Annotated in this window: 26 protein-coding genes; 14 read left to right on the top strand and 12 right to left on the bottom strand. The window is 71.3% G+C overall.

Annotated features, from left to right (window positions below):
• Positions 1-55 precede the first annotated feature (55 nt).
• Together ACIGXX_RS32200 and ACIGXX_RS32195 are read left to right on the top strand one after the other, a co-directional pair.
• Positions 56-406: a YciI family protein gene (locus tag ACIGXX_RS32200; RefSeq protein WP_361466942.1), complete on the top strand. Its 351-nt coding sequence runs from the start codon at positions 56-58 to the stop codon at positions 404-406.
• Positions 406-1,641 carry an RNA polymerase sigma factor gene (locus tag ACIGXX_RS32195; RefSeq protein WP_383821259.1) on the top strand — a complete coding sequence of 412 codons (1,236 nt, stop codon included), beginning with the start codon at positions 406-408 and terminating at the stop codon, positions 1,639-1,641. The genes ACIGXX_RS32200 and ACIGXX_RS32195 overlap by 1 nt, the downstream gene beginning before the upstream one ends.
• Positions 1,642-1,649: 8 nt before the next feature.
• Here ACIGXX_RS32195 and ACIGXX_RS32190 read toward each other — a convergent pair whose 3' ends face one another.
• Both ACIGXX_RS32190 and ACIGXX_RS32185 read right to left on the bottom strand, forming a co-directional pair.
• Positions 1,650-2,183, bottom strand: coding sequence for an AAA family ATPase (locus ACIGXX_RS32190; RefSeq protein WP_399980881.1), 534 nt, complete (start codon positions 2,181-2,183; stop codon positions 1,650-1,652).
• Positions 2,180-2,566: a hypothetical protein gene (locus ACIGXX_RS32185; RefSeq protein ID WP_383821262.1), complete on the bottom strand. Its 387-nt coding sequence runs from the start codon at positions 2,564-2,566 to the stop codon at positions 2,180-2,182. Before ACIGXX_RS32185 ends, ACIGXX_RS32190 begins: the two co-directional genes overlap by 4 nt.
• Before the next feature lie 138 nt (positions 2,567-2,704).
• Between ACIGXX_RS32185 and ACIGXX_RS32180 the strand changes: the two genes are divergently transcribed.
• On the top strand, positions 2,705-3,235 hold the full coding sequence (locus ACIGXX_RS32180) for a GNAT family N-acetyltransferase (RefSeq protein WP_383821634.1): 531 nt from the start codon (positions 2,705-2,707) through the stop codon (positions 3,233-3,235).
• Between the two features lie 27 nt (positions 3,236-3,262).
• On the opposite strand, the gene ACIGXX_RS32175 is transcribed toward ACIGXX_RS32180, so the two are convergent.
• From ACIGXX_RS32175 to ACIGXX_RS32160, 4 genes are all read right to left on the bottom strand, one after another.
• Positions 3,263-4,495 carry an epoxide hydrolase family protein gene (locus tag ACIGXX_RS32175; protein ID WP_399980877.1) on the bottom strand — a complete coding sequence of 411 codons (1,233 nt, stop codon included), beginning with the start codon at positions 4,493-4,495 and terminating at the stop codon, positions 3,263-3,265.
• 56 nt (positions 4,496-4,551) lie between these two features.
• Positions 4,552-5,427: a TauD/TfdA dioxygenase family protein gene (locus ACIGXX_RS32170; protein ID WP_399981053.1), complete on the bottom strand. Its 876-nt coding sequence runs from the start codon at positions 5,425-5,427 to the stop codon at positions 4,552-4,554.
• 260 nt (positions 5,428-5,687) lie between these two features.
• Positions 5,688-6,536 (bottom strand): SAM-dependent methyltransferase, encoded by an 849-nt coding sequence (locus tag ACIGXX_RS32165; protein ID WP_383821637.1) that lies wholly within the window; start codon positions 6,534-6,536, stop codon positions 5,688-5,690.
• A 129-nt stretch (positions 6,537-6,665) separates the two neighbouring features.
• A complete protein-coding gene (locus ACIGXX_RS32160; protein WP_399980873.1) occupies positions 6,666-8,069 on the bottom strand; it encodes an 8-oxoguanine deaminase in 1,404 nt (467 codons plus the stop codon).
• A gap of 203 nt (positions 8,070-8,272) precedes the next feature.
• Here ACIGXX_RS32160 and lpdA point away from each other — a divergent pair, with 203 nt between their 5' ends.
• Positions 8,273-9,676, top strand: a complete 1,404-nt coding sequence (gene lpdA, locus ACIGXX_RS32155) for a dihydrolipoyl dehydrogenase (protein ID WP_351164344.1) — start codon at positions 8,273-8,275, stop codon at positions 9,674-9,676.
• A gap of 208 nt (positions 9,677-9,884) precedes the next feature.
• Positions 9,885-12,062: an MMPL family transporter gene (locus ACIGXX_RS32150; RefSeq protein ID WP_399980870.1), complete on the top strand. Its 2,178-nt coding sequence runs from the start codon at positions 9,885-9,887 to the stop codon at positions 12,060-12,062.
• Positions 12,063-12,078: 16 nt separating this feature from the next.
• On the opposite strand, the gene ACIGXX_RS32145 is transcribed toward ACIGXX_RS32150, so the two are convergent.
• A complete protein-coding gene (locus ACIGXX_RS32145; protein WP_399980867.1) occupies positions 12,079-12,891 on the bottom strand; it encodes an isocitrate lyase/phosphoenolpyruvate mutase family protein in 813 nt (270 codons plus the stop codon).
• A gap of 201 nt (positions 12,892-13,092) precedes the next feature.
• On the opposite strand from ACIGXX_RS32145, the gene ACIGXX_RS32140 reads away from it, so the two are divergent.
• From ACIGXX_RS32140 to ACIGXX_RS32125, 4 genes are all read left to right on the top strand, one after another.
• On the top strand, positions 13,093-13,509 hold the full coding sequence (locus ACIGXX_RS32140) for a YciI family protein (RefSeq protein ID WP_351164341.1): 417 nt from the start codon (positions 13,093-13,095) through the stop codon (positions 13,507-13,509).
• A gap of 11 nt (positions 13,510-13,520) precedes the next feature.
• Positions 13,521-14,741: an RNA polymerase sigma factor gene (locus ACIGXX_RS32135; protein ID WP_399980864.1), complete on the top strand. Its 1,221-nt coding sequence runs from the start codon at positions 13,521-13,523 to the stop codon at positions 14,739-14,741.
• Positions 14,742-14,755: 14 nt separating this feature from the next.
• Positions 14,756-15,403 carry a formylglycine-generating enzyme family protein gene (locus ACIGXX_RS32130; protein WP_399980861.1) on the top strand — a complete coding sequence of 216 codons (648 nt, stop codon included), beginning with the start codon at positions 14,756-14,758 and terminating at the stop codon, positions 15,401-15,403.
• Between the two features lie 224 nt (positions 15,404-15,627).
• Positions 15,628-15,954 (top strand): plasmid mobilization protein, encoded by a 327-nt coding sequence (locus ACIGXX_RS32125; protein ID WP_399980858.1) that lies wholly within the window; start codon positions 15,628-15,630, stop codon positions 15,952-15,954.
• A 24-nt stretch (positions 15,955-15,978) separates the two neighbouring features.
• On the opposite strand, the gene asnB is transcribed toward ACIGXX_RS32125, so the two are convergent.
• Complete coding sequence (gene asnB, locus ACIGXX_RS32120) at positions 15,979-17,820, bottom strand: asparagine synthase (glutamine-hydrolyzing) (protein ID WP_399980855.1); 1,842 nt, start codon at positions 17,818-17,820, stop codon at positions 15,979-15,981.
• Positions 17,821-17,996: 176 nt separating this feature from the next.
• Positions 17,997-18,572 (bottom strand): TetR/AcrR family transcriptional regulator, encoded by a 576-nt coding sequence (locus ACIGXX_RS32115; protein WP_399981050.1) that lies wholly within the window; start codon positions 18,570-18,572, stop codon positions 17,997-17,999.
• A gap of 182 nt (positions 18,573-18,754) precedes the next feature.
• Here ACIGXX_RS32115 and ACIGXX_RS32110 point away from each other — a divergent pair, with 182 nt between their 5' ends.
• Entirely contained in the window at positions 18,755-19,699 is a 945-nt protein-coding gene (locus ACIGXX_RS32110) for a DMT family transporter (RefSeq protein WP_399980852.1), read from the top strand.
• Here ACIGXX_RS32110 and ACIGXX_RS32105 read toward each other — a convergent pair.
• From ACIGXX_RS32105 to ACIGXX_RS32095, 3 genes are all read right to left on the bottom strand, one after another.
• Positions 19,672-20,118, bottom strand: a complete 447-nt coding sequence (locus tag ACIGXX_RS32105) for a cupin domain-containing protein (RefSeq protein WP_351164334.1) — start codon at positions 20,116-20,118, stop codon at positions 19,672-19,674. The two genes, ACIGXX_RS32110 and ACIGXX_RS32105, sit on opposite strands and share 28 nt — an antisense overlap.
• A 69-nt stretch (positions 20,119-20,187) precedes the next feature.
• Positions 20,188-20,793, bottom strand: a complete 606-nt coding sequence (locus ACIGXX_RS32100) for a TetR family transcriptional regulator (protein WP_351164479.1) — start codon at positions 20,791-20,793, stop codon at positions 20,188-20,190.
• A 22-nt stretch (positions 20,794-20,815) separates the two neighbouring features.
• The gene (locus ACIGXX_RS32095) at positions 20,816-22,294 is read right to left on the bottom strand and encodes an MFS transporter (protein WP_351164332.1); all 1,479 of its coding nucleotides are present in this window, start codon (positions 22,292-22,294) and stop codon (positions 20,816-20,818) included.
• Positions 22,295-22,515: 221 nt separating this feature from the next.
• Between ACIGXX_RS32095 and ACIGXX_RS32090 the strand changes: the two genes are divergently transcribed.
• The 4 genes from ACIGXX_RS32090 to ACIGXX_RS32075 all read left to right on the top strand — a co-directional run bounded on the left by ACIGXX_RS32090 (position 22,516) and on the right by ACIGXX_RS32075 (position 26,674).
• Positions 22,516-23,403, top strand: a complete 888-nt coding sequence (locus ACIGXX_RS32090) for a Gfo/Idh/MocA family oxidoreductase (RefSeq protein WP_366464322.1) — start codon at positions 22,516-22,518, stop codon at positions 23,401-23,403.
• Between the two features lie 455 nt (positions 23,404-23,858).
• The gene (locus ACIGXX_RS32085) at positions 23,859-24,680 is read left to right on the top strand and encodes a helix-turn-helix domain-containing protein (RefSeq protein WP_351164330.1); all 822 of its coding nucleotides are present in this window, start codon (positions 23,859-23,861) and stop codon (positions 24,678-24,680) included.
• A 114-nt stretch (positions 24,681-24,794) separates the two neighbouring features.
• Positions 24,795-25,835 carry a PhlD gene (locus ACIGXX_RS32080; RefSeq protein ID WP_399980846.1) on the top strand — a complete coding sequence of 347 codons (1,041 nt, stop codon included), beginning with the start codon at positions 24,795-24,797 and terminating at the stop codon, positions 25,833-25,835.
• 50 nt (positions 25,836-25,885) lie between these two features.
• Positions 25,886-26,674: a GNAT family N-acetyltransferase gene (locus ACIGXX_RS32075; RefSeq protein ID WP_351164328.1), complete on the top strand. Its 789-nt coding sequence runs from the start codon at positions 25,886-25,888 to the stop codon at positions 26,672-26,674.
• Positions 26,675-26,769: the final 95 nt, after the last annotated feature.

Here is a 26,769-nt window from a genome sequence, read left to right as displayed (position 1 = left end):
GTGAGAGGCCGGCACGAGACCGGCGACGGGTGCGATTCACCAGGGAGAAGCAGCCATGAACCAGTACTTGATCAGCGTCTACCAGCCCGACGGCGGCGTACCGGCTCCGGAGGTCCTCGAGCCGATCATGCGTGCCGTCGAAGCGGTGAACGCCGAGCTCAGGGAGGCGGGCGCCTGGGTGTTCGCCGGTGGTCTCTTCCCGTCGAGCACGGCGACCGTCCTGCGCGTCAAGGACAGCGAGGTGCTCACGACCGACGGCCCGTACGTCGAGGGCAAGGAGCATCTCGGCGGGTTCACCGTCATCCGGGCGGCCGATCTGGACGAGGCGCTCGCATGGGGGCGCAAGGTGGCCCGCGCCATCACACTGCCCGTCGAGGTCAGGCCCCTTCAGCACGGAACCTGCTAGTGGCGACGGGCTCCCCGGAGGTCACCTCCGAGGTGATCGAGCGGGTCTTCCGTGCGGAGTACGGGCGCGCGGTGGCCGTCCTGGTCCGTGTCTTCGGCGACATCGACATCGCCGAGGAGGCGGTCCAGGAAGCGTTCACCACGGCGGTGCGGCGATGGCCGTCCGCCGGCCTGCCGCCGAGCCCCGCGGGCTGGATCATCACCACCGCCCGCAACCGCGCGATCGACCGCCTCCGCAGGGAGGCGTCCCGCGACGACCGGCACGCGCGGGCCGCGCTGCTGCACGCCCAGGAGCCACCGGCCGGGGAGGGACCCGTGCGCGACGACCGACTGCGTCTGATCTTCACCTGCTGCCATCCCGCGCTCGCCCCCGCCGCGCGGATCGCCCTCACGCTGCGTCTCCTGGGCGGGCTGACCACCACGGAGATCGCCCGCGCCTTCCTGGTGCCGGAGCCGACGATGGCCCAGCGGATCGTGCGGGCCAAGGGGAAGATCCGCGACGCGCACATCCCGTACCGGATCCCCCACGAAGCCGACCTGCCGGAACGGCTCCGCGCGGTCCTCGCCGTGGTCTACCTCGTCTTCAACGAGGGGCACACGGCCAGCGCGGGTGACGCGCTCGTCCGCGACGACCTCTGCGCGGAGGCCGTCCGCCTGGGGCGGCTCCTGACCGAGCTGATGCCCGACGAGCCGGAGGCCGTGGGCCTGCTCGCGCTGATGCTGCTCTCCGAGTCCCGGCGCGCGGCCAGGACCACCGCGGACGGCGGGCTCGTCCTCCTCGCCGACCAGGACCGTGACCGGTGGGACCGCGCCCTGATCGCCGAGGGCCAGGAGCTCGTCCGCCGCTGCCTGCGCCGCGATCGGCCGGGGCCCTACCAGATCCAGGCCGCGATCAACGCCGTGCACAGCGACGCGCCGACCGCGGCCGCCACCGACTGGGGCCAGATCCTCCAGCTGTACGACCAGCTCCTTGCCGTGGCCCCGAGCCCGGTCGCCGCCCTCAACCGCGCCGTCGCGGTGGCCGAAGTCAAGGGCCCCGCCCAGGCGTTGCCCCTGGTCGACGAGCTCGCCCTGGACGGCTACCACCTCTTCCACGCCATCCGCGCCGACCTGCTGCGCCGCCTGGGCCGCACGGCCGAGGCGGCACGCGCGTACGACGCCGCACTCACCCGCACGGAGAACGCCACCGAACGATCCTTCTTGCTCGCCCGCCGCCAGAACCTGCCCGAGGCGTGAGCCGAGACTCACGTGGTCGTGGCCCCGGGCCCGGCGGCGAGACCGCTGTCGGCGATGACGCGCTCGACCGTCTCGCGCACGGTGCTGGTCTCGGGGACGATCCGCTCGATGCCCCCGGGGAGGCGATCGCCCTCGCGATACCAGTCGCGTAGGTCGCGGTCGCTGAATTCGGCCGCCTGCGGGCGGGTCGCGTGGCGGCGCAGTGTCTCCGCCAGGGGCACGTCCAGGTAGTAGCAGAAGGCACGGTCCGCGTGGTCCTCGTACAGGGACCGGAGCATGTCGCCGTACCGGGACGCGGTGAGGATGCCCTCGACCACCGTGTGGAAGCCGTGGGCCAGTGAATAGCGCGCGATGGTGTCGATCAGCCCGATGTTGGCCGCGCCCGCGATGTCGTGCTCGCGCAGGATGTCCCGGCGCACCGCGTCCTGCCCGACGACGGCCAGGCCCCGGCCACAGCGGTCCCGCAGCTGCCGGGCCACGGTGGACTTGCCCGAGCCGGAGTTGCCGCGCAGCACGATCAGGCGGGGTGGTTCCTCCGTCACCGTGGGCCGCCCAGCCTCTCCAGGACCCGGGCGTGCAGCAACTCGTACTCCTCGCGGAGGCGGCGGATCTGGGGTGGGCGGGGGATGACGACGCCCCCGGTGACGATCTCCTGCGGGGTGAACTGCTCGCGGGTGAGGTCGACTTCCAAGCCCATGCCCAGGCGGTTCCACCAGTGGTGGTCGGTCCACTCGTCGGCCACGCGCACCTCGCCCCGTATCAGCTCGCCGCTTAGCAGGTCCTGGAGGACCAGCGCGATGACGCCGCACTGGCCTCGGGCCGGGTTGTCCGGGGGCCGGGCGCGGGAGGAGTCCGACGGGTAGGTGTCAGGTCCCCAACTGGCGCGCACGGCCTTCTCGATGTCGGTGAGGCGAGGCGGGTTCATGGCCGGAATCCTCGCAGCCACCACTGACAACCCCGCCCGCGCTCACCCGCACGCCCTGCCCACGCGCCCCTCGGCTACGCTGCGTGCCGCGTCGGCCCGCTCAGGGAGTCGTCCATGAACCCGCCGAGGGAGTCGTCCATGACCGCGGTCCACGCCCAGGAGATCGGCACCGCCCGCCTGATCCTCGTACCTCTGCGGGTCGAGCACGCCGACGAGATGGCCGACGTGCTCGCCGATCCCGCCCTGCACACCTTCATCGGCGGCTCTCCGGACGATCCGCGGGCCCTGCGCGCCCGCTACCGGCGGATGACCGCGGGCTCCCCCGACCCGGCGGTCTCCTGGTGCAACTGGGTGCTGCGGCTGCGCGACGAGGACCGCCTGGCCGGGACGGTGCAGGCGACGGTCGGCCCCGCCGCCGACGGCGGCGCCGCGCTGGTCGCGGAGATCGCCTGGGTCGTGGGGACTCCCTGGCAGGGGCGGGGCATCGCGGTCGAGGCGGCCCGCGGCCTGGTCGACTGGCTCGCGGGGCAGCCGGACGTGCGCGGCATCATCGCCCATGTCCACCCCGACCACCGGGCATCGGCCGCCGTCGCCACCGCCGCGGGGCTGACCCCCACGGACGAGCGGCAGGACGGCGAAGTCAAGTGGCAGCGCTCCTTGGAGCGTTGAGCCCGCATGAGGGGCGCGGGCGACGCCTCAGCGTCGGCCGTGGAACGTACGGCGCAGGTCGCCCACCCAGCCCTCGGGGATCTCCCACGGGATGAAGTGGCCGCCGCTCTCGTGCGCGTTGAGGTTCACGTGCCGGTACCAGTCGGCCCGGTCACCGGCGAGCCAGTTCTGGATCCGCTCCTCGGTGGTGGTGACTCCGGGCGGGTTCTCGTGGCCGACGAAGGTGAGGCCGGTGGGGGCCTCGACGACCGGATGCCGGTCGTGCGAGGGCGTCCACGGGTAGCGGTTGGCGTTGGCGTAGTAGCGCACCGACGTGCCGATGGTGTTGTTCACCCAGAAGATCATGGCGTGCGTGAGGAGATCGTCCTTGGAGAAGACGCTCTCCACGTCGCCGCGGTTGTCGCTCCACTTGTCCCAGCGCTCCAAAATCCAGGCGAGCAGTCCGACCGGTGAGTCGCTGAGCCCGTAGGAGAGGGTGCTGGGACCCAGGACGTGGACGGCCAGGTGGGCGGCGAAGCGCCGTTCCAGGGAGAGCAGTTGGCGGTGGGCGGGCTCGGGCAGGCCCTCGGGGATCGGCCGGCCGCCACTGAGGTCCCAGCCCCGGTCACCGTTGAAGAAATCGAGCTTCTGGCCGGAGCCGATGTGGATGCCGTGCAGCTCGTCGGCGTACTTGTGGCCGAGCTGACCGGCGACGAGGGCGCCGATGTCGCAGCCCCCGGCGGCGTACTTCTCGTGGCCGAGCGTGTCGGTCATCAAGGTGTGCCAGAGGTCGGCGACCTTCCAGAAGTTCATGTCGGGGTGGTCCGCCAGCGGGGCGGAGAAGCCGAAGCCGGGCAGCGAGGGGACGATGACGTCGAACGCGTCGGCCGGGTCGCCGCCGTACGCGGCGGGATCGGCGAGCGGGTCGACGACCTTGGACCAGTGCCAGAAGGTCCAGGGCCAGCCGTGCGTGAGGATGAGCGGGGTGGGGGCGGGGCCGACGCCGGGCCTGCGCATGAAGTGCACGGGCACGCCGTCGACGCTCACCCGGTAGTGCTCGTAGGAGTTGATGGCCGCTTCGGCCTTGCGCCAGTCGTAGTGGTGCAGCCAGTACTCGGCCAGCTCCTGGAGGTAGCCGCGGCGCACTCCGTAGTACCCGTCGTCGTTGCCCGTGTCGTCGGGCCACCTCGTCAGCCGCAGCCGCGTCCTGAGGTCGTCGAGTACCGCGTCGGGGACGTGGATCGGCTCGGGTGTCAACGGGAAGCGCGCTGCGGCTGACATGAGGTTCCTTCCGAAAGGTCCCGGCCACCGGCGGTCGCCCGCCGGTGGCCGACGGATCAGTACGGGCGGTCGCCCGCGATCGCGACACGTTCGGCCACGCGACGGTGCGGGGCGTAGTCGTCGACCGCGTAGTGCTGGGTGGAGCGGTTGTCCCAGAAGGCGACGTCACCGGCCTGCCAGTGGAATCGCACCTGGTACTCGGGGACCTGGGCCTGGCGGACCAGGTAGCTCAGCAGCCGGTCGCTCTCCGCCCGCTCCATGCCCACGATGTGCGTGGTGAAGGAGGTGTTGACGAAGAGCATCTTGCGCCCGGTCTCCGGGTGCCTGCGCACGACGGGGTGGGTGACCGGCGGGAACTGCTCCTGGAGCGGGATCAGCTTCTCGGGCCCGTAGAAGCGGGCGAAGCCGGGGATGAAGTCGTGCACCGCGCGAGCCCCCTCGATGCGTGCCTTCACCTCGTCGGGGAGGTTGTCGTACGCGGCCGCCATGTCCGCCCACATCGTGTCGCCGCCCACCGGCGGCACCTCGCGCAGCTGGAGGACGGCGCCGAGCGCGGGGCGCTCGCGGAAGGTGACGTCGGCGTGCCAGACGTTCTCGTACGTGGGGGTGGCGCTGCCGCCCTTGTCGAACCGGACGACGTCGTCGGCCGACCCTCGCGCGAGCAGCGGATTGGTCTCCAACTCGCCCCAGTTCAGGGCGAAGGCGCGCTGCTGCTCGGAGGTGATCTTGGCGCCCCGGAAGAAGAGCACCTTCCACTCCAGAAGGGCGCGGCCCAGCTCCTCGCGCAGCGCGGGAGTGAGCGGCCGCGCGAGGTCGACGCCACGGATCTCGGCGCCGATGAGCCTCCCCTGGGGGACGACGTCGATCAGTTCGTACGGGCGCTCTTCCCAGCCCTCGGGTACGCGGCGCAGGGTTCGGCGGCCTTCGTACATGCCGTCGGCGGGTACGCGGGCCTCGCGGAGCGTGGGAGAGGCGACGGGAGCAGCGGAGGAAACGGCAGGGGAAACCACGGCCATGGTGATCCTTCAGTGGCGAGTGAGCGGGTGGCGGTACGGAGACGGAACTCCGTGGTGGCTGGAGACGCATCCCCGGGCAGCTAGCGACCCGATCGCTCGCACCCGCACCGCCACGGGACCCCGAAGGTCCTCACGGCGGCGGTCAGGTGCTGGATCATGCACGCCATTGTGTATGGCTATGCCTTGCGGAGCAAACCCCCGTACTCGTAGATCCCCTTGCTCTGCTCGGTGGCGCCCAGGTAGGGGGCCAGGTCCTCGTGGACCGGGGCGAGCGGGGGCTGGTCGGCGTCGGGGCGCCAGTCGACCAGGTTCACCAGGCCGGGCTCGACCGGCTCCAGGCCGTCCAGGAACGCGTCGAGCTCGGCGGGGGTGCGGGTCTGCCAGGGGACGCCGCCGCCGGAGATGTGCGCGCTCATCGCGGCGCCGCGCGCCGGGTCGTCGGCGACGACCTGCGAGAGGCCCAGGTAGCTGCCGGGCGCCGCCCGGTCGATGATCGTGCGCAGGACGCGGCGGGGGCCGTCGGCGTCGGTGAGGTGGTGCACCACCGAGAGGAAGAGCACCGCGACCGGCTCGTCGAAGTCGATGAGGCGGGTCATGTCGGGGTGGCCGAGGATGGCGTCCTGGTCGCGCATGTCGCCGTTGATGACGGTGGTGGTGGAGTCGTCGGCGAGCAGCGCTCTGCCGTGCGCGAGGACGATCGGGTCGATGTCGACGTAGACGACGCGGGTGTCGGGTGCGAAGCGCCGTGCGACCTGGTGGACGTTGTCGTCGGTCGGCAGGCCGCAGCCCATGTCGATGAACTGGCGGATGCCCGCCCGGGTCAGATGGCGCACGACCCGGAAGAGGAACTCGCGGTTCTGCCGGGCGATGTCGACGCACTCGGGGAAGTCGGGCAGCGTCCGCAGCAGGAAGTCGCGGTCGACCGCGTAGTTGTCCTTGCCGCCGAGCATCCAGCCGTAGGCGCGTGCCGACGTCGGCACGTCGAAGGGTATGGACATCGTCTCGGGCTGGTCGTCTGCGGCCACCACGCGTTCTCCACCTCTCCCAGAGGGACATGGGTTGCTCGGTCGCGGCGACACTATCCGGTGGCGTTCGGCCGGGCGCACCCGGGACCGGATCACCAACAGGCTTGCCGATAAAGGCGGTTGAGTGCCTCACACCACCGCCTGCATCCGGCGTGCGATCCGGGCGTGGTCCCGCAGCGCGTCCGCGAGACCGGGCAGGACGGGCTCGCCCCGGTCCACCAGGACGCGGCCCGCCACGACCGTGGTCCACGCCCGTGCGGGCCCGCAGCGCAGCCAGGCCTCCACGGGATCGCTCAACGCCCCGGCCAGCGCGACCTCATGGAGGTCCCAGACGACGAGGTCGGCGCAGGCACCGGGGCGCAGATGCCCCAACTCGTCCGCGCGGCCCAGGCATTGGGCGGAGCCGCGGGTCGCCATGTCGAGTGCGTCGCGCGCTGTCATCGCGGTGGGTCCGCCGCGGTAGCGGCCCAGGAGCAGCGCGGCGCGGGTCTCCATCCACAGCGACGCGTGGTCGGTCGACGCGGAGCCGTCGCAGCCGATGCCGACCGGCAGGCCGAGCTCGCGCATCTCGCGTACGCGGGCGGTACCGCCGCCGATGAGCATGTTCGAGCTGGGGCAGTGTGCGACGCCGACTCCGGCGGCGGCCAGGCGCCGCAGTTCGCCGTCGTCGGGGTGGATGCAGTGCGCGACCCAGGTCCGGTCGCTCATCCAGCCCGCGTCCTCGAAGTACTCGACAGGGCGACAGCCGTAGACCTCTTGGCAGTAGGTGTCCTCGTCGGGGTCCTCCGCGAGGTGGGTGTGCAGGCGTACGTCGTGGCGCTCGGCGAGCTCGGCGGTCGCCGTCATCAGCTCCTTGGTGACGGAGAAGGGCGAGCAGGGCGCGAGCGCGACGCGCACGAGCGCGCCGGGTGCCGGGTCGTGGTGGGCCGCGATCAGCCGCTCGCTGTCGGCGAGGACCTCCTCGTCGGTCTGGGTGACGCTGCGCGGCGGCAGGCCTCCGTCGTCCACGGAGCGCGTCATGGAGCCGCGGGTGGCGTGGAAGCGGAAGCCGATGTCGCGGGCGGCCCTGATCTCGGCGTCGATCAGGTACGGGCGGGGATGGACGTAGAGGTGGTCCATCGAGGTCGTGCAGCCGCCCATGAGGAGTTCGGCCATGCCGACGTACGCCGAGACGTGGACGGCTTCCTCGTCGAGCGCGGCCCACAGCGGGTACAGGGTGGTCAGCCAGTCGAAGAGGGAGCCGTTGACGGCGGGCGCGTAGGAGCGGGTGAGGTTCTGGTAGATGTGATGGTGCGTGTTGACCAGACCGGGGGTGACGAGGCGCCCGCCCGCGGAGACGGTCCGCCGGGCCTCGGGCTCGCCGCCGGGGCCGCCGACGGCGCTGACCCGGCCGTCGGTGAGCGCGACCCAGCCTCCGGGCAGTTCGCGCTCGCCGTCCACGACGAGCAGTGAGGCGTCCTTCACAAGGAGATCAGGAAGAGCGGGGGTGACGTCCGGGTTGTGCGGGACGTGGGGACGGGGATCGTGGGGCACAGTGAACCTCCGGCAGAGGGGCGCTACTTGACCGACCAGTCGCGTGGCCCACTCGTGCGCCGCGCCACCGGGGCACCCGCCCGCCGCCGAGGCGGCCACATGCCGCATGATCGAGGCATCGGGCGTTGTGCACCAGCGGTTCCGTCCCATCGGCGAGAACACCACCCGTACGCGAGATACGTACCACCAGAGAGGACCTCCCCATGGAAGACCGCTTCGACGTCGTCGTGCTCGGAGCAGGACCCGGCGGCTATGTGGCCGCCATCCGCGCCGCCCAGCTGGGCAAGCGGGTAGCGGTCGTCGAGGAGAAGTACTGGGGAGGTGTCTGCCTCAACGTCGGCTGCATCCCGACCAAGGCGCTGCTGCGCAACGCCGAGCTGGCCCATCTGTTCACGCATGAGCAGAAGACGTACGGCATCAAGGTCGACGGGAACGTGTCCTTCGACTACGGCGAGGCGTTCAACCGCAGCCGCACGGTGGCCGACGGCCGCGTCAAGGGCGTCCACTTCCTGATGAAGAAGAACAAGATCACCGAGTTCGACGGCCGGGGCACGTTCCTGGACGCGAACACGCTCCAGGTCGCCAAGTCGGACGGCTCCACGGACACCATCACGTTCGAGAACTGCATCATCGCCACGGGCGCGACGCCGAAGCTGCTGCCCGGCACGCGGCGCTCGGAGAAGGTCGTGACGTACGAGGAGCAGATCCTCGCCGACTCCGTGCCGCAGTCCATCGTGATCGCGGGCGCCGGCGCCATCGGCATCGAGTTCGCCTACGTCCTGCACAACTACGGCGTGAAGGTGACCATCGTCGAGTTCCTCGACCGCATCGCGCCCCTGGAGGACGCGGACGTCTCGACGGAGCTGGCCAAGCAGTACCGCAAGCTCGGCATCGACGTGAAGACCTCGACCCGCGTCGAGTCGATCGACGAGTCGGGCCCGCAGGTCAAGGTCACGGTGACCGGCAAGGACGGCAAGCAGGAGGTCCTGGAGGCGGACAAGGTCCTGCAGGCCATCGGCTTCGCTCCGAACGTCGAGGGCTTCGGCCTGGAGGCGACGGGCGTCGCGGTGACCGAGCGGGGCGCCATCGACATCGACGGCCACGGGCGGACGAACGTGCCGCACATCTTCGCCATCGGTGACGTCACCGCGAAGCTGATGCTCGCGCACACCGCCGAGTCCATGGGTGTCGTGGCCGCCGAGACGATCGCGGGCGCCGAGACGATGGAGCTCGACTACCCGATGATCCCGCGCGCCACCTACTCCCAGCCGCAGATCGCCAGCTTCGGCTGGACCGAGGCGCAGGCGAAGGAGAAGGGCTTCGACGTCAAGGTCGCCAAGTTCCCGTTCATGGCGAACGGCAAGGCGCACGGCCTGGGCGACACCGTCGGCTTCGTCAAGATCATCAGTGATGCGCGGTACGGCGAGATCATCGGCGCCCACCTGATCGGCCCGGACGTCACCGAGCTGCTTCCCGAGCTGACCCTGGCCCAGCAGTGGGACCTGACCGTGCACGAGGTCGCGCGCAACGTCCACGCGCACCCCACGCTCGGCGAGGCGGTCAAGGAAGCGGTGCACGGCCTGGCCGGACACATGATCAACTTCTGATGACCAGCTGCTGACGGCAGGCGGGCGCCCTCGGGCGCCCCGGGCGTCATGGCACGCGGGCGGGCGTCACGGCACGCGGACGCCGTCGGACGTCCCCGGGCGCATCCCGCCCTTGCGCCGAACGGCTCAAGTGGCGGGGCCGCCCGGTCCGGAAGATCCTTGGTCAGGACGCTCTGTTACGCCTCGGGGGCGAGGGAGGCAGCAGCCGATGTTCTCTGGCCTGGGCCGATTCGTGGTCCGTCGCCCGTGGTGGATCATCCTGGCGTGGGTCGTGGCGGCCGGCGCCGTGATCTCCCTGGCGCCGAAACTCACCTCCAGCAGCGACGAGGCGAGCTTCCTGCCGGACCATTACGAGTCCATCCGCGCGGCGGACGTGCAAGAAGCGGAGTTCCCCCAGCAGCAGAACGTCGGCGCGATCATCGTCTTCCAGCGCTCGGACGGCGGAAAGCTGACGGCGGCCGACTCCGCGGACGTCACCCGCGTCTCCAAGGACCTGCAGGCCAGGAAGATCCCCGAGGTGCAGGCGGTCGTGCCCGGCGCGGTCTCGCCCAACAAGCTCGTGCAGACGTCGGTCGTCGCGATGCCCAAGCTCACCAACCCCGAGGACACCGCGCAGCAGGACGCCGTCAAGGACCTGCGGTCCGATCTCAAGCCCGAGCTGAAGGGCACGGACCTGTCCGCCGGGATCACCGGCTCCGCCGCGCAGGCGCTCGACGAGAGCGACGCGTCGGAGCGGGCCGGACTGCTCGTCGGGGTCGGCACGATCGTGATCATCATCGTGCTGCTCCTGGTGATCTTCCGGAGCCCGATCATCGCGCTGCTTCCCGTGGTCCTGATCGGCCTCATCTCGCCGATGGCGACCGGCCTGATCGCCTCCGCGAACAAGGCCTTCGACATGAAGGCCGACTCCTCCATCCAGGAACTCCTCACCGTCGTCCTGTTCGGCGTCGGCACGGACTACATCCTGTTCCTGCTCTTCCGCTATCGAGAGGCGCTGCGGGCGGGCGAGGATCCCAAGGCCGGCATGGTGCACGCCGTCGAGCGGGTCGGCGAGGCGATCACATCGGCGGCGGGCGCCGTCATCGTCGCCTTCGCCGCCCTGACGCTCTCCTCGCTCGGCATGCTGCGCTCGATGGGCCCGGCCCTGGCCATCGCGGTCTTCGTGACGCTGCTCGCCGGACTCACGCTGGTCCCCGCCGTCGTCTCGCTGCTCGGCACCAAGGTGTTCTGGCCCTCGAAGTCGTGGCAGCGGGAGCCGCAGGGCACCGGCTTCGCCCGCCTGGGCACCTCCATCGCCCGCAAGCCCGCCGTCTGGGCCCTGGTGTCGGCGCTGTTCATGGGCGTGCTGACGCTGGGCGCGCTGGGCTACCGGGCCAACTTCGACCTCGCGGGCTCCTCGCTGCCCAAGGACAAGGAGTCCATGGTCGCCCTGGACGACCTCCAGAAGGGCTTCCCCGCGGGCACCACCGACCCGACCTTCGTCTACCTCACCTCGACGGACGACGGACCGCTCCCCGCGGCGCGCACGGCCGCCTTCCGCGGGCAGCTGGACGACGTCCAGGGCGTGGGCGAGGTCTCCGCGCCCCGCCTGAGCACGGACCGTACGACGGCGTCGTTCTCCGTCGTCCTCACCGATCCGCCCGCCTCCGACAAGGCCCTGGAGACCGTCAAGGACCGCCTGCGCCCGATCGCCCACGACGACGCGCCGACCGGCACCGAGGCACTGGTCGGCGGGACGACGGCGGTGTACGTCGACATCAACAAGGCCGTGGACCGCGACTACTCGGTGGTCTTCCCGGTCGCCGCGCTGGCCATCATGGTCATCCTCGGCCTGCTGCTGCGCAGCCTGGTCGCGCCGTGGTACCTGATGCTGTCCGTCGCCCTCGGCTTCGGCGCGACCCTGGGCGCGACCTCGCTGCTGTTCCAGCAGATCGGCAGCCAGCCCGGGTTGATGTTCATGCTGCCGGTGATCATGTATCTGTTCGTGGTCGCCCTGGGCACGGACTACAACATCCTCATGGTCTCGCGGCTGCGCGAGGAGGCCCGCGAGGGCCGCACCCCGCACGACGCGGCGGGCACGGCGGTGCGCCACTCGGGCCCGACGATCGGCTCGGCGGGCGTGATCCTGGCGGGCACGTTCGCGACGCTGATGCTCGCGGGCAACTCGACGCTCTCCCAGATGGGCTTCTCCTTGTCCTTCGGCATCCTCATCGCCGCCTTCGTCATGGCGATGATCTTCACCCCCGCGCTGACGGCCCTCATCGGGCACGCGGCATGGTGGCCGGGCCACGGCGACCAGCAGCGCGACGCGGGCGCCACCCGCCACCACGGGGACGAAAGGCCGGACGGGGACGGCGAGTTGGACGAGGACGGAGTGCGCCGCTAGCCCCCGCCGCTACTCGCTACCGCCCCGCGCCCTTGCCGTAGGCCGCCGAGAGCGCCTGGGAGTCCGCGTACGACGGCAGCCCCTCCGGGACGGCGCCACCCCGGGCGATCGAGCGAGCCGCATCGACGGCTCCGTGCAGGGCCGCGCGGAAGAGCAGCGAGCCGCTGCTCACCCGGCGCACGCCGAGCTCCGCAAGACGCCCGAAGGTCAGGGCGCCGGGCGCGAAGAGGATGTTCAGCGGGACGTCGAGCACGCCATCGACCAGTGCCGCGATGGCCTTCTCCTCCTGGAGGCCGGGGACGAACACGCCGTCGGCGCCCGCCTGTTGGTAGGCCACCGCCCGGCGCTCGGTCTCGCCCGCTCCCCCGGCGCGCAGCCAGTACGTGTCCGTGCGCGCGTTCACGAACAGGTCGGGGGCCGCCTCCTTGAGCGCGCCGATCAGCTCGCACTGCAGAGCCGTGTCGGCCAGCGTCCCGTCCGGGCGCCCGTCCTCGATGTTCACGCCCACGACACCCGCCAGGGCCAGCTCCGCCGCGAGGTCCGCGACGTCCTGGGGCCGCTCGCTGAAGCCGCCCTCGATGTCCACGGTGATCAGCGCGGGCAGCCGGGCCAGGCCGCGGGCCAGGCGCAGGGTCTCCTCCCGGGTCTCGCCCGTGGCGTCCGCCTTCCCGGCGGCCACCGCCACGCCGAGGCTGGTGGTGCCGATCGCGGGGAAACCGCCGTGGGCGAGCGCGGCGGCCGACGCGTGGTCCCAGGCGTTGGGCAGCAGCAGGGGTTCGCCGGTGCGGTGCAGGGCACGGAACTCGGCGGCTCGATGTGCGTACGTCATGCACGCACCGTAGCCGCGCGTCGATTCGGCCGCCGCCGAAACGTCCTGGTCGGCCCGGGAGGGCAGCGGCGGCCGTGCGCGCTCTTTCGACGACGCACCGAATTCTTCGCGGCGTAGTGTCGAGAACGGGTCGTCCGCTCCGACGTCCCCTGTGAGAGTTGCCCACAAGGGGTGACCACCGCACAGTCGAGGAGCGACATCATGAAGTATCTGGTGATGGTTCAGGGCACGCAGGCGGACTACGAGGCGCAGAGCGGCAAGGCGAACGCGACCAGCCCGGCGTGGAGCGAGAAGGACCTGCAGGCGATGTTCGCCTTCATGGGCGCGCTCAACGACGACCTGGCCGAGTCCGGCGAGATGGTCGAGGCACAGGGCCTGGCCGAGCCCTCGCAGACCCGGCTGGTCGACGTGGACAAGGAAGGCCGCCCGGTCATCACGGACGGCCCCTACGGCGAGACGAAGGAAGTGCTCGCCGGGTACTGGGTCCTGGACTGCGAGAGCCTGGACCGGGTCACGGAGATCGCCAACCGCATCCAGACGTGCCCGATCCCCGAGGGCGCGCCGAACTACCCCGTGGTGATCCGCCCCATCATGGGCGGCCCCGACGAAGCGTCCTGAACGGCACGGCCGTGGTCGAGGACCTGCTGCGCCTGCACGCGCCGCAGGTCCTCGGCGCGCTCGTGCGCCGCTACGGACACTTCGGCGAGGCCGAGGACGCCGTGCAGGAGGCGCTCATCTCCGCGGCGCGGCAGTGGCCCGAGCAGGGCGTTCCCGAGAACCCGCGCGGCTGGCTGATCAGGGTCGCGTCGCGGCGCCTGATGGATCAGCTGCGCAGCGACGAGGCGCGGCGCAGGCGCGAGGAGGAGGCCGCCCAGCTGTCGCCCCGGGACGCCTTCACGGCGCCCGCACCGGGCGAGAGCCGCGCGCCGTCCGACGACGACACCCTGACGCTGCTCTTCCTGTGCTGCCATCCCGGGCTGAGCCCGGCCGCGCAGGTCGCGCTGACGCTGCGCGCGGTCGGCGGTCTGACCACCGCCGAGATCGCCCGCGCCCATCTCGTGCCCGAGGCGACGATGGCGCAGCGGATCAGCAGGGCCAAGGCGAAGGTCAAGGGGGTGCCGTTTCGCCAGCCGGGCCCACAGGACCGTGACCAGCGGCTCGCGGTCGTCCTTCAGGTGCTCTACCTGATCTTCAACGAAGGCTACACCGCGACCTCCGGCAGCGACCTGCACCGCGCGGACCTGGCGCGCGAGGCGATCCGGCTGACCCGGTCCGTGCGCACCCTGCTGCCCCGGGACGGCGCGGTGACCGGGCTGCTCGCGCTCATGCTGCTCACCGAGGCCCGCAGCGAGGCCCGCACCGGCCCCCACGGGGAGCTCATCCCGCTCGACGAGCAGGACCGCTCGCGCTGGGACCGGCGCGCGATCGAGGAAGGTTCGGCGCTGGTCGAGAAGGCCCTGTCCCAGGGCCCGGCCGGGGTCTACCAGTTGCAGGCGGCCATCGCCGCGCTGCACGACGAGGCCGAGCGCGCCGACGCCACCGACTGGCCGCAGATCCTCGCCCTGTACGACATCCTCGTACGCCGCTCTCCCGAACCCATGGCCGAGCTCAGCCGGGCCGTCGCCTTCGCCATGGTGCACGGGCCGCGCGCCGGTCTCGCCGAAGTCGCCGCGCTGGAGGACCGGCTGGCGGGCCATCACCGGCTCGACGCGGTGCGCGCCCATCTCCTGGAGCGGGCGGGCGAGACGGAAGCGGCCCGCGCCGCCTACCAGTTGGCGGCCAAGCGTACGCTGAGCATCCCCGAGGTCCGCTACCTGCAGATGCGTGCGGCCCGCCTGTCGTCCCCCTGAGCACGGAGAACGAGATGATCAGCGTCCCAGCGGGCGAGGTGACGCTGTCGGACCGGCGGACCCGGCGCAGGTGGCCGGTGGAGGTCGCGGCGTACGAACTAGCGGCCTGCCCCGTCACCCAGGAGCGGTACGCGCAGGTCACCGGCGAGCGGCCGAGCACCGCGACCGGCGACCGGCTGCCGGTCGAGGGGGTCTCGTGGCTGGACGCGGTCCGTTTCTGCAACGCCCTGTCCCTGAGGGAGGGACTGACTCCCGCCTACCTTCTGGGCTCCGATGAGGACGCCGAGTGGGACGAATCCGCCGACGGATTCCGGCTGCCGACCGAGGCCGAGTGGGAGTACGCCTGCCGGGCCGGGACGGACGGCGCGCGGTACGGGCCGCTCGACGAGATCGCCTGGCACGGCGGCAACGGCTCGGGGCGCATCCATGAGGTGGGCGGCAAGCAGCCCAACGCGTGGGGCCTGCACGACATGCTGGGCAACGTGTGGGAGTGGTGCTGGGACCTCTACGACCCCGAGGTGTACGGCACCTACCGGGTGCTCCGTGGCGGCGGCTGGTTCGACGAGCACTGGAGCTGCCGGGCCTCGGTGCGCCGCCGCAGCCATCCGACGTTCCGGATCGACGACGTGGGATTCCGCGTCGCGCGGACCCCCGCCCGTTGAATCCTGCACGTAACGCAGCTCACAGCGACAAGGCCCCGACCTGGGAACACCAGGTATTGGTTCACCGTTGAACAGTACGTAGGTCCCGATCGCGATTCCCCCGTCCGGTCGGGGCCTACCTCTATTTCCGATCGGACATGTCCATCCCGTTCCGTTTCACGCCTTCGAGCGCGAATATGCCAACCGCACCGCGCGGCGCACCCCTCGGACGGCATCATGCGTTCATGGACGGTGCCAAGCCTGTGCAGGTCTTGTTCACGCCCGACGAGTACGAAGCGGTCCAGCGCAACGCGGACCAGCTCGGCCTCACGGTCGATGAGTTCATACGCCGGGCCGCGACCGTCGACGCCACGGATCTCCCCTGCCCCGCCCCCGGCGCCCGGCGCGGCTCCGGCACACCGGCGGCCGTGCCGCCCATCCGCCGGAGCCTGGGCCCTGGTGGCGCGCCCGCGCTCCAGCGCTTCCTGGACACGCTCGCGACCACGGCGGGACCCGATCCCGAGGACCGGGTCCCGCCGCAGCCGACGGTCCGCAGCTGCTCAGGGCAGTGACGCCGCCGGCGGCGACGGCGGCACTCAGGCCAGGGAGATCTCCGGCTCGTACAGGTCGAGCCAGATCGCCAGGTCGAGCGTGCGTTCGAGTCCGCGCCGGGACGCCTGGGTGATCTGCGGTACGTCGCGCTGCGCGGCCCGCGTCACCCGGTCCCGGTCGACGAGATCGAAGACCGGGTGGGCGGGCTCGGCCAGGAGATCCTTGACGTGCCCCTGGAGGGCGATCGCGTACTTGGGGTCCTGCGTGGAGGGATAAGGGCTCTTCACGCGGTCGTACACGGAAGTCGGCAGGACGTCCGCCGTTGCCTCCCGCAGGAGGCTCTTCTCCCTGCCGTCGAAGGACTTCAGGGACCAGGGCGCGTTGTAGACGTACTCGACCAGGCGGTGGTCGCAGAACGGCACCCGCACCTCGAGCCCCACGGCCATGCTCGCGCGGTCCTTGCGGTCGAGCAGGACGCGCACGAACCGGGTCAGGTGCAGATGGCAGATCTTGCGCATCCGGAACTCGAAGTCGCTCTCACCGTCGAGGCGCCGGATTCCGGCGACCGCCGTGTCGTAGCTCCGCTGGATGTACGAGGGCAGGTCGAGGGCGGCGGTCAGGTCCGGGCGCAGGACGTCGGCGTCGTCGCCGAACTGCTCGGCGAACTTCACCAGCCAGGGGAAGGTGCTCGCGTTGCGGGCCTCCTCGTCGAAGAACTGCAGATAGCCGCCGAAGACCTCGTCCGCGGACTCGCCCGAGAGCGCGACCGTCGAGTGCTCCCGGATGGCCCGGAAGAGGAGGAAGAGGGAGGCGTCCATGTCGCCGAAGCCCATGGGCAGGTCGCGGGCGCGGATCATCTTGGCCCGGACCTCGGGGTCGGCGAGGGCGTGCGAGTCCAGGACGATGTCGCGGTGGTCGGTGCCGGCGGCCTTGGCCACGTCGTGCACGTAGGGCGTGTCCGGCGTCGAGCGCAGCGCGTCGGCCACGAAGTTCTCGCTCTGGCCCACGAAGTCGACGGCGAAGCTGCGCACGGTCTCGCCCGCCTCGCCGAGTTGGCGCGCGGCGAGCGCGGTCATCGCCGACGAGTCGAGGCCGCCGGAGAGCAGCGTGCAGCGCGGCACGTCCGAGACGAGCTGGCGGCGCACGATGTCGTCGAGGAGTTCGCGCACCTTGGCGATGGACTCCTGCCGCCCGTCGGGGTGCGGGCGGGTCTCGAGCCGCCAGTAGACGTGACGGCGCGGACCGGAGCGGTCGACGGTCACGACGGTGCCGGGCTCGACCTCGTTCATTCCGTCCCACACGGCGTGACCGGGCGTCTTGACGAAGGTGAAGAGCTCGCGCAGCCCGTCGGTGGTCACCCGGGCGCGGGCCAGCGGGTTGGCGAGGATCGCCTTGGGCTCGGAGCCGAACAGGACGCCGTCCGGGGTCTCGTAGTAGTAGAAGGGCTTGATGCCCATCCGGTCGCGGATCATGACGAGCTTGTCGTGCCGGCCGTCCCACACCGCGAACGCGTACATGCCGTTGAGCCGTTCGGCGACCGCCTCGCCCCACTCCAGATAGCCGCGCAGGACGACTTCGGTGTCGGAGTCGGTGCTGAACTCGTGGCCGCGCCCGGCCAGTTCGCGGCGCAGTTCGGTGTAGTTGTAGGTCTCCCCCGAGTAGACGAGGGCGACGGTGCCGCGCGGTGTCCGCGCGGTCATGGGCTGGCGCCCGCCGGGCAGGTCGATGATGGCGAGCCTGCGGTGCCCGAGTCCGGCGGGGCCCTCGATCCAGGTGCCGCGGTCGTCGGGGCCGCGGCAGGACATCGTCTCGGTCATCGCGTCCAGGGTGCCGGAGACGGACCGCAGGTCACGGTCGAAGGAGACCCAGCCAGTAATGCCACACATGCGCTACCTCCTGCTTCACGCTGCTGGTGCGCCACCACCCGAGAAACTAGGTGTAGACAGCAGCTATATGAGCAGCGTGCCCCTCGCGACTGCGTACGGTCAATGAGCCGGTAACACGGAACATCACATTCCGGCCAACGGCAAAGACTTCCCCAAAGGGCCTCCGACCTGCGCTTTCAGTCAGCAGCAGGAGTGGACCGGAGAGCGTCTCGGAGCAGCGCCGCCGCGTCGTCGCGGGCGCGGTCGATCGCGTCCGGAAAGATCCGCAGACCGTGCGCGACCAGCGCGCCCTCGTGCAGCAGCATCAGCGTCCGGCCGAGCTTCGCCGCCCGCCGGGGCGCGATGTCGCCGGCGAGGCCGGTGAACAGGGCGAGCATCCAGGCCTTCTGGCCGGTGATGACCTGATACGCGGGGTGCGCGGGGTCACTGATCTCGGCGTGCGCGTTGACCATGCTGCAGCCCTTGGCACTGTTCGCCCCGGCCCAGTCGCGCGAGGCGTCGAAGACGGCCAGGATGCGGGCCCGCGGGGTGGTCGCGGCCTCGACGTACGGCGCGAGGAAGGCCTGCCAGCGCTCGTCGCGGGCCGCCAGGTACTCGACGACGATCTGCTCCTTGGAGCCGAACCGGTCGTACAGCGTCTTCTTGGTGACCCCGGCCTCGGCGGCGATCAGGTCCACCCCGACGGCGTGGATGCCGCGGTCGTAGAACAGCGCGCTCGCGGCGTCCAGGGCGCGCCGCGCCCCCGGCGTCATGACGATCCTGCGCGGCGCGCTCCCGGAGCCCGCCGTCACCTTCGCGATCTCACTCACCCTGTCACCCATGCCTCCATAGTAAACCGATCTGTATACTCGAGCAGCGAGTAGACAGATCTGTATACCTCGGCCACCGCTCCCGACCGCCCTGTCGGGGCCACAGCGACCATCGGAGGAACGCCATGAACGTCCTGCTCCCGATCGCGTTCGTACTGACCTGGAGCTCGGGTTTCATCGGGGCCAAGCTGGGCGCCGGGAGCGCGAGTGCGGTGACGGTCCTGATGTGGCGGTTCCTGCCGCTGGCCCTCGTGCTCGCGCTCGTCGCCCTCACCGTGGCGCGCGCGTCCTGGCGCGGACTCACGGCGCGCGACGCACTGCGGCAGGCGGCGGTCGGGGCACTGTCGCAGAGCGGCTATCTGCTCACCGTGTACTACGCGATACAGCTCGGCGTCTCCAGCGGCACGACCGCCCTGATCGACGGCACCCAGCCGCTGGTGGCGGGCGCCCTGGCCGGGCCGCTGCTCGGCCAGTACGTCTCGCGCACGCAGTGGGTGGGACTCGCCCTCGGCGTGAGCGGAGTCGTCATCGTGACCGCGGCGGACGCCACCGGCGGCACCGACGCTCCCTGGTGGGCCTATCTGGTGCCGTTCATCGGCATGTTCTCGCTGGTCGCGGCGACCTTCCTGGAACGCCGCGCCCCCCGTCCGGTCGCCCCGGCGGTCTCGATGACCGTCCACTGCGTGACCAGCGCCGTCATCTTCACGGCGCTCGCGGTGGGATCCGGCGCCGCGGTCCCGCCGGCGGAGGCGTCGTTCTGGGTGGCGATCAGCTGGCTGGTGACGCTCTCCACCTTCGGCGGGTACGGGCTCTACTGGCTGATCCTGCGCCGCTCCGGCGTCACGCAGGTCAACACGCTCATGTTCCTGATGGCTCCGGTCACGGCCCTGTGGGGCGCCCTGATGTTCGGCGAACCCTTCGGCGTACAGACCGCGTTGGGCCTCGCGGTCGGGCTCGCGGCGGTCGCGGTCGTGCACCGCGGGAAGGACTCGGCGTCCACGGTGGTGCGCTCACCGCGGGACGCCTCCACGGGCCGGCCGCGTCAGTCCGCCAGCCGGAAGTCCGCGTAGTCGAAGCCGGGCGCGACGACACAGCTGACCAAGGCCGGTTCGTCGCCGGTGGGACGCGCCGCCTGCCACACGCCGCCGGGCACCAGGATCTGCGGTCGCTCGCCGCGCTCGACGCCCGGCCCAAGCCGCATGGGCGCCGCGCCCTCCTTCGGGAGCTCGCCGTCACCTCCCAGGTGCAGGTCCAGGGGGCCGCCGCGGTGCCACAGCCAGATCTCGTCGGATCGCACCACGTGCCAGCGGGACTCCTCTCCCGGACAGAGCAGGAAGTAGATGGCGGTCGCCGCCGTGCGCTTGCCGGGGTAGCCGGCGGGCGTGAAGGCGTGCCCCGAGGCCCAGGTCTCGACGAACCAGCCGCCTTCCGGGTGCGGCTCCATGCCCAACTCGGCCGCCAGGGCAGGTCGTTCACTCGCGTCACTCATGTGTGCTCTCCATTCGGGAGGCCGGCTCGGGAGGCCGACGGGATTCGGGGGCCCTCAGGATTCGGGCCCTCACGGAGGGGTGAGGAAAGCCTGCACGGTGGGCGCGTACCGCTCGGTGATCTCGGCGATCGGCGTGCCGCGCAAGTGCGGCCCGCGCGCTATCCCGTACATCACGCCCAGACCGAGCAGCGTGCCCACCGCGAGCTCGGCGCGCACGCCCGCGTCGGGTCCTTCGAGGCGCTCGCCCAGGCGCTCCACCACCTGCGTACGGAAGTTGCCGCGCAGGGTGTCGCCCTGTTCGCGGTGGAGCGGGGCGAAGACGATCCGCAGGATGGGGTCGGCGCCGTGCTCGGCCTGGCCGGTCAGCAGGTGGTGGACCATGTGCCGGCCGAGCTCCGCCAGGGGCGCGTCGAGCAGGGCGTCGACGTCGGCCTCGAAGGACATGATGCGGGCGAAGAGCGCGTCCTTGTTGCCGAAGTACTTGAGGACCAACGGCGCGCTCACACCGGCCCGTTCGGCCACCGCCTTGAGCGTGATGTCGGCGTGCGCGTGCCGGGCGAGGAGGTAGCGGGCGGCGCGGATGATGGCGTCCTTCGTCGCCTCGGCGTCGCGGCGGGCGGGGCCGGTGGCGCACGCCCCGGGTTCCGATGCCGCGCCGGAATCCGCCGCGGTCATGGCGTCAGAGGTGTTCAAGGCGTCAGCTTCTTCCTTCCAGGGCCGTCTCCTGCAGGGGTCCTGGCCGCCCGGCGGTCCGCTCGGTGCCGTCGGGTGACGGGTCCGAGGGTATGGCGAGGGCCACGGCACAGGCGGCGAGAGCGATGATTCCGGCCATGGCGAAGGCCAGTTGATAGGCGGGCAGGGTCGGCACGTGCACCCCGTCGAGCACGGTGGTGTGCCGGACGAGCACGGCGGCGACCGCCGCGCTGCACAGGCTCTGCCCGATGGTGCGCATGAGGACGTTCACGCCGCTGGCGGACGCCGTCTGCGCGAGGGGTACCGCCCGCAGGATCAGGGTGGGCAGGGCCGAGTACGCGAACGTCGTGCCCATCGAGACCACGGCCGCCCCCAGGAGGATCACCCACAGGTGACGGCTGTCGACGATGCGGACGACATAGCCGAGCGCCATGACGGCCGTCCCGACGGCCAGCGTCACCCGGGCGCCGTACGCGGTGGACACACGGGCCGACACGGGTGAGAGCACCAGCATGATCACGCCGTTGGGCAGCAGGCAGAGACCGGTGGCCACGATCGAGAGGCCCAGTCCGTAGCCGGCGGCGACGGGCGCCTGCACCAGCTGGGCGGTGACCAGCGAGTTGGCGTAGAAGGCGAATCCGGCCAGGAGCGCCGCCACGTGCGGCAGCGCCACGCGCCGCCCGGCCGCGAGGCGCAGGTCCACCAGGGGCTGTCCCGACCGGAGCTGCTGCCCGCACCAGACGCTCAGGACGACGAGGGCGCCGGCGAGCAGGCCGAGCACGGGTGCGCTGCCCCACCCCCACTGCCCGCCCTGCGACACCGCGAGCAGAAGGCAGACCAGGCCCACGGCGAGACCCAGCGCGCCCCAGGTGTCGAAGCGCCCCGGCGAGCGGACGGGCGACTCGCGCACGGTCCACCAGGCGAGGGCGAGTCCGATGACGCCCAGCGCGCTCGTGGCCCAGAACATGGCGTGCCAGTTCGCGTACTGGACGATCAGCGCGGCGAGCGGCAGGCCGAGCGCCGCCCCGATCCCGACGGTGGAGCTCATCAGCGCCACCGCCGAACCGGTGCGCTCCGGCGGGAGTTCGTCCCGCAGGATGCTGATCGACAGCGGCACGACGGCCGCCGCCGCGCCCTGCAGCGCGCGGGCCGCGATCAGCACCCGGATGTCGGAGGTGAGCGCGCACAGCGTCGAGCCCACGGTCATCAGGCCGAGCGCGGCGAGCAGCACCCGCCGCTTGCCGTACATGTCGCCGGCCCGGCCCAGGACGGGCGTGAGGACGGCACCGGCCAGCAGGGTGGCGGTGACCAGCCAGGACACCGCGCCCGGTGAGCTGCCGGTCAGGCGCGGCAGATCGGGCAGCAGCGGCACGACCACCGTCTGCGTGACCGCCATGAGAATGCCGCCGAAGGCCAGCACCGGAACCGTCAGACGGGCGCATATGCCTGCGCCGCCCGCGGAAGATATCGGGACGAGCTTCATGATCACTCCAGCGCGGACACGAAGTGCAGAGAAGCGAATGGGGGCGAAGCGAAGTGAATGGGAATTCACCATAGCGGGTGAATTGGCTTTCACTACTGCCGAGTTCGGATACGAGATCCAGCCATCCGCGACTTGGACACATCGGCGAAGAACGGCCAACTGCCTTGCGGGCACTGGCCGCCGCCACCGCCGAAGGTATGGAGTCAGCCATAATGCCGCCCATGAAGAGACTGCGAATTGGACTGGTCGGCACGGGCTCCTGGGCCTCGTCCACCCACGCTCCGGCGCTCGCCGCGCACCCGGACGTGGAGCTCACCGGCGTGTGGGGGCGCCGGCCCGACGCGGCCGCCGCGCTGGCGTCGGCGCACGCGATGACGGCGTACGCGGACGTGGACGACCTGTTCGCCGCTAGCGACGCCGTGGCGTTCGCCGTGCCGCCGGACGTGCAGGCACCGCTGGCCGCGCGGGCCGCGGCGGCCGGCTGTCATCTGCTCCTGGACAAGCCGGTGGCGACGACGGTGGGCGCCGCACGTGACCTCGCCGCGGCGGCCGAAGCGGCCCGGGTGGCGTCCGTCGTCTTCTTCACGCTGCGCTTCGCGGGGCCGACGTCGGCCTGGGTGGCGGAGCAGGCGATGACGGAGGGCTGGTTCGCGGGGCGCGCCGACTGGTACAGCTCGTTCTACTCACCGGACGGGACCAGCCCTTTCTCCTCGCCCTGGCGGGCGCAGCGGGGCGGTCTGTGGGACGTCGGGCCGCACGCCCTGTCCATCCTGATGCCGGTGCTCGGGGATGTCACCGAGGTGACGGCGGCGGCGGGACGGGCGGACCTGGTCCATCTGATCCTGCGGCACAGCGGCGGCGCGTCGAGCACGGCGGCGCTGAGCCTGACCACGCCGGCGAAGGCTTCGGGGGTGACGGTGGAGCTGCGCGGCGAGGCGGGAACGGCGCTGATGCCGTCGGGAGGCCGGGCGCTCGACGCGTTCGGCTCGGCGGTCGACGCGCTCGTGGAGTCGGCGCGATCCGGCCGGCCGCATGCCTGTGATGTGCGGTTCGGACTGCGCGTGACGGAGATCCTGGCCCGCGCCGAGGAGCAGCTTCCCGCCGGATGAGCGATGCCCCTCCGACGCGCTGAACCGCCCGGGACAACCGCGGGCGGCCGGTACCGTGGCCGCTACGTAATGGCGAGTGACGGCACCGGCCGCAGCCAGTGGACCCAGGAACCGATTCGGGAAGTCATGCGTCGTACGTCCCGAGTGCGACGTTTCCGACCACACACATCGGATTACGAACAGCCGATCCATACTCTTCCCGCAGCGGCCCAATAGGCCTAGGGGGTACCCAACGCCGAGGAATTTCAGCCAATTTCAAGCTCCCCGGTCAAGATGCCCCACAGTTGTGTCCGCGTGCCCGCCGACGGTGGAACTCGCAGGTCGGTGGTCCCGCTCCGCCCATGATGCCGTACCGGCTGATCGTTTTTCTTCGGGCAATCTTTACTACCAAAGCTGCTGAGAATATTTAGACTGCAGATGCTCAACTCGGCGTGCACCAAGAGGGATTACCCACCATGAACAAGACGGCGCTCCGCGCACTGCTCCGCGAACGACGCGCCCTCATTGCCCCCGAATCGCACGGCTTCAGCCGCCCCACGGGTCAGGGGCGACGGGCCCGCGGCCTCTCCCAGCACCAGGTCGACCAACTGTTGCACCGGGCCATCGGGACGTATCACCGTCTGGAGTCGGGCAGTTACCCCAATCCGCCGACGTCGCTGCTGCGGGATGTGGCGCTGCTGTTCGGGCTCAACGAGCAGGAGTGGGTGTCGCTCTGCCGGTTCGCACTGTTGCAGGAGCCTCCGGGGCCACTGCACCAGTCGTCCGGCAAGGAGATCCCCGGGGTATGGCAGGAGGCCGTCGAGAGCATCGGCCACATGGCATACGTCACCGACGCGTCGTGGGACATGCTCGCCTACAACGAGCCCTTCGCGGAGCTGTTCCCCCACGGGAGAGTGCCCGGCAACACGATGCGGTGGATGCTCCTCGACCCCGCCGGGCGCCAGTCCCTGACGGACTGGCACACAGCCTGGGCTCCCATGGTGCTGCCGCAACTGCGTGCCGCGCTCGCGGCGCGGCCCGAGGACGAAGTTCTGCGCCAGATAGAGAAGGAAGTCCTCGAAGACCCCGAGGCCGCCCCCCTCTACGGGACCACTGGCTTCTTCTCGCACCCGGACGGCGATGAGCGTCCCCTCCACCACGCCGAGCAGGGCCCCGGCTGGCTGACCATGTGCGCGGCGCAACCCATGACGGCGCCCGGCGCCCGGCTGATCATCATGGTGTTCCATCCCGGCGAGAAGCGCGCCCACACCCGCGCGCCCATGCTGCGGGCCCACTGACCAGGCGGTCACGTCTTCAAAGACTCCGGTTGTCGGAGGGGGACCAGTTCAGTGCGGTGAAGTACGTTGTGCCGCACGCCCCCCACATCCGACAAGCCCAGTGGGAGTCACCCCGTGCCCGCCTACGTCTCAAGACCCCAGACCATATTCGGCGACCATAAAATCACCACCGCTGAGATCGCGGACGACATACGCGAGCACCACCCCGACCATCCTCGGCTCAGCGCGATACTCCGTGTCGTGGGCAACTGCGGTGTTCGCACCCGCTACTTCACGCGTCCCATCGAATCCCCGGGCATCGCGGGCAAGGCCGGGATCAGCGCGCGGGCCGAGACCGCTTTCCAGGATTCCGTCACCATGGCCGAGCGCGCAGCCCACGCGGCGCTCGACGCCGCCGGACTGGCCGCCGAGGACATCGACGCGATCGTCACCGCGCATGTCACCGGCTGGGCCGTCCCGAACCTCGACGTACACCTGGTCGCCCGGCTTGGCCTGCGGCCCACGGTACGCCGCATCGCGTTGACGACCTTGGCCTGCGCGGGGGGCACCCAGGCCCTCGTCCGTGCCGCCGACCTCGTGGCCGCCCGCCCTGGCAGCAAGGTCCTCGTCGTCGCCGCCGAAGTCATCTCCACGGTCTACAACCATGCTGACACGACGATTGAATCGATGATCTACAAGGCGTTGTTCGGGGACTCCGCCTCCGCTGCGGTTCTCAGTAGCGAAGCATCAGGGCCCGGGATCTGCATCGACGACAGCTTCGAGTACGTCCTGCCGCACAGCCTCGACCGCTATCAGGGGCGGATCGCAAGCGACGGTTTCCACTTCGACTCCACCAAGAGGGCCCTCACCGCCGCTGACGACGTACTGCCCGCCGTCATGGACTGGCACGGCCCGCAGAAGCCCGACTTCGCCGTCATCCACCCCGGCAGTCCTCGCATCATCTCCGACACCACCACCGCCCTGGGCCTCACCCCGCACGATTCCCGCCACTCCACCGAAACCCTCGCCGACGAGGGCAACCTCGGCGGTGTCAGTGTCCTGAGGGTCCTCGAACGCACTCACGCCGCTCCCCCGGCCGACGGCGCCCGCGGCGTCATGGTCGCCTTCGGCCCCGGCTTCGCCACCGCGGCCCTGCGCTGCCACTGGCAGGCGTGACCCGCCCTAATTCGGTTGCCGTGACCCACCTGCCCTGCTGAAGTGCCCGCATGGATCACCAAGCGGTACTGGCCGCGTACGACCGGCAGATCCGGCGTGAGGCGCGGACGGACAGCCCCGGTGCGCGCGTCGAGCGCGCCGGGGGCGTCGTCCGGCAGATCGGTGCCGAGCACGACTGGAACGGCGTCCACTGGGCGGACGTCGACACGGACACGGCGGATGCCGTCATCGCCGAGCAGGTGCGGTACTACACCTCCCTCGGGCGCGAGTTCGAGTGGAAGCTGCACTCCCACGATCGCCCCGCCGACCTCGCCGAGCGGCTCCGGGCGGCCGGCTTCGTCCCCGAGCCGCCGGAGACCGTGATGGTGGCCGAGGTCGCCGGCCTGCCCACGGAGCCCGAACTGCCCGAGGGGGTGCGCCTGCTCCCGGTGACGGACGCGGCCGGCGTGCGGCTGATGGCGGACGCCCACGCGGTGGCGTTCGGCGAGGACGGCTCGGGACTCGGCGAACGCCTCGCCAAGCGGGTCCTCACCCAGCTGGCCGAGACCCCGGACACCATCGTCGCGGTGGTCGCGATGGCGGGCGACGAGCCGGTGAGCTCGGCCCGGATGGAGTTCTGCCCCGGCACCGACTTCGCCGGCCTGTGGGGCGGCGGCACCGCACCCCGGTGGCGGGGCAAGGGCATCTACCGCGCCCTGGTCGCCCACCGCACCCGCATCGCCGCCGCCCGAGGCTGCCGCTACCTCCAGGTGGACGCCTCCGACGACAGCCGCCCGATCCTGCGGCGCCTTGGCTTCGAACCGCTGAGCGTGACGACGCCGTACGTGTACCAGCCCTGACCCACCGGGCAAGCGGCACCCCGGAGGCGCGGTTCCCGGCCTACGTGAGCGTCGACGCCTACGTGAGCGTCGGCGAGGGTCGGCGCTGACCTCGG

It is taken from the genome of Streptomyces sp. NPDC055243 (assembly GCF_044544025.1).
Classification (GTDB): Bacteria; Actinomycetota; Actinomycetes; order Streptomycetales; family Streptomycetaceae; genus Streptomyces.
Note: the sequence above shows the minus strand (reverse complement) of the source record. Positions and strands in the feature narration are given on the sequence as shown.

What these genes read in the sequence shown, in the direction of transcription:
- ACIGXX_RS32200 (WP_361466942.1), top strand. Translation starts at nt 56, where the DNA reads ATGAACCAGTACTTGATCAGCGTCTACCAGCCCGACGGCGGCGTACCG.
- ACIGXX_RS32185 (WP_383821262.1), bottom strand. Translation starts at nt 2,566, where the DNA reads ATGAACCCGCCTCGCCTCACCGACATCGAGAAGGCCGTGCGCGCCAGT.
- ACIGXX_RS32180 (WP_383821634.1), top strand. Translation starts at nt 2,705, where the DNA reads ATGACCGCGGTCCACGCCCAGGAGATCGGCACCGCCCGCCTGATCCTC.
- ACIGXX_RS32175 (WP_399980877.1), bottom strand. Translation starts at nt 4,495, where the DNA reads ATGTCAGCCGCAGCGCGCTTCCCGTTGACACCCGAGCCGATCCACGTC.
- ACIGXX_RS32170 (WP_399981053.1), bottom strand. Translation starts at nt 5,427, where the DNA reads ATGTACGAAGGCCGCCGAACCCTGCGCCGCGTACCCGAGGGCTGGGAA.
- lpdA (WP_351164344.1), top strand. Translation starts at nt 8,273, where the DNA reads ATGGAAGACCGCTTCGACGTCGTCGTGCTCGGAGCAGGACCCGGCGGC.
- ACIGXX_RS32150 (WP_399980870.1), top strand. Translation starts at nt 9,885, where the DNA reads ATGTTCTCTGGCCTGGGCCGATTCGTGGTCCGTCGCCCGTGGTGGATC.
- ACIGXX_RS32145 (WP_399980867.1), bottom strand. Translation starts at nt 12,891, where the DNA reads ATGACGTACGCACATCGAGCCGCCGAGTTCCGTGCCCTGCACCGCACC.
- ACIGXX_RS32140 (WP_351164341.1), top strand. Translation starts at nt 13,093, where the DNA reads ATGAAGTATCTGGTGATGGTTCAGGGCACGCAGGCGGACTACGAGGCG.
- ACIGXX_RS32130 (WP_399980861.1), top strand. Translation starts at nt 14,756, where the DNA reads ATGATCAGCGTCCCAGCGGGCGAGGTGACGCTGTCGGACCGGCGGACC.
- ACIGXX_RS32125 (WP_399980858.1), top strand. Translation starts at nt 15,628, where the DNA reads ATGGACGGTGCCAAGCCTGTGCAGGTCTTGTTCACGCCCGACGAGTAC.
- asnB (WP_399980855.1), bottom strand. Translation starts at nt 17,820, where the DNA reads ATGTGTGGCATTACTGGCTGGGTCTCCTTCGACCGTGACCTGCGGTCC.
- ACIGXX_RS32115 (WP_399981050.1), bottom strand. Translation starts at nt 18,572, where the DNA reads ATGACGCCGGGGGCGCGGCGCGCCCTGGACGCCGCGAGCGCGCTGTTC.
- ACIGXX_RS32110 (WP_399980852.1), top strand. Translation starts at nt 18,755, where the DNA reads ATGAACGTCCTGCTCCCGATCGCGTTCGTACTGACCTGGAGCTCGGGT.
- ACIGXX_RS32105 (WP_351164334.1), bottom strand. Translation starts at nt 20,118, where the DNA reads ATGAGTGACGCGAGTGAACGACCTGCCCTGGCGGCCGAGTTGGGCATG.
- ACIGXX_RS32100 (WP_351164479.1), bottom strand. Translation starts at nt 20,793, where the DNA reads ATGACCGCGGCGGATTCCGGCGCGGCATCGGAACCCGGGGCGTGCGCC.
- ACIGXX_RS32095 (WP_351164332.1), bottom strand. Translation starts at nt 22,294, where the DNA reads ATGAAGCTCGTCCCGATATCTTCCGCGGGCGGCGCAGGCATATGCGCC.
- ACIGXX_RS32090 (WP_366464322.1), top strand. Translation starts at nt 22,516, where the DNA reads ATGAAGAGACTGCGAATTGGACTGGTCGGCACGGGCTCCTGGGCCTCG.
- ACIGXX_RS32085 (WP_351164330.1), top strand. Translation starts at nt 23,859, where the DNA reads ATGAACAAGACGGCGCTCCGCGCACTGCTCCGCGAACGACGCGCCCTC.
- ACIGXX_RS32075 (WP_351164328.1), top strand. Translation starts at nt 25,886, where the DNA reads ATGGATCACCAAGCGGTACTGGCCGCGTACGACCGGCAGATCCGGCGT.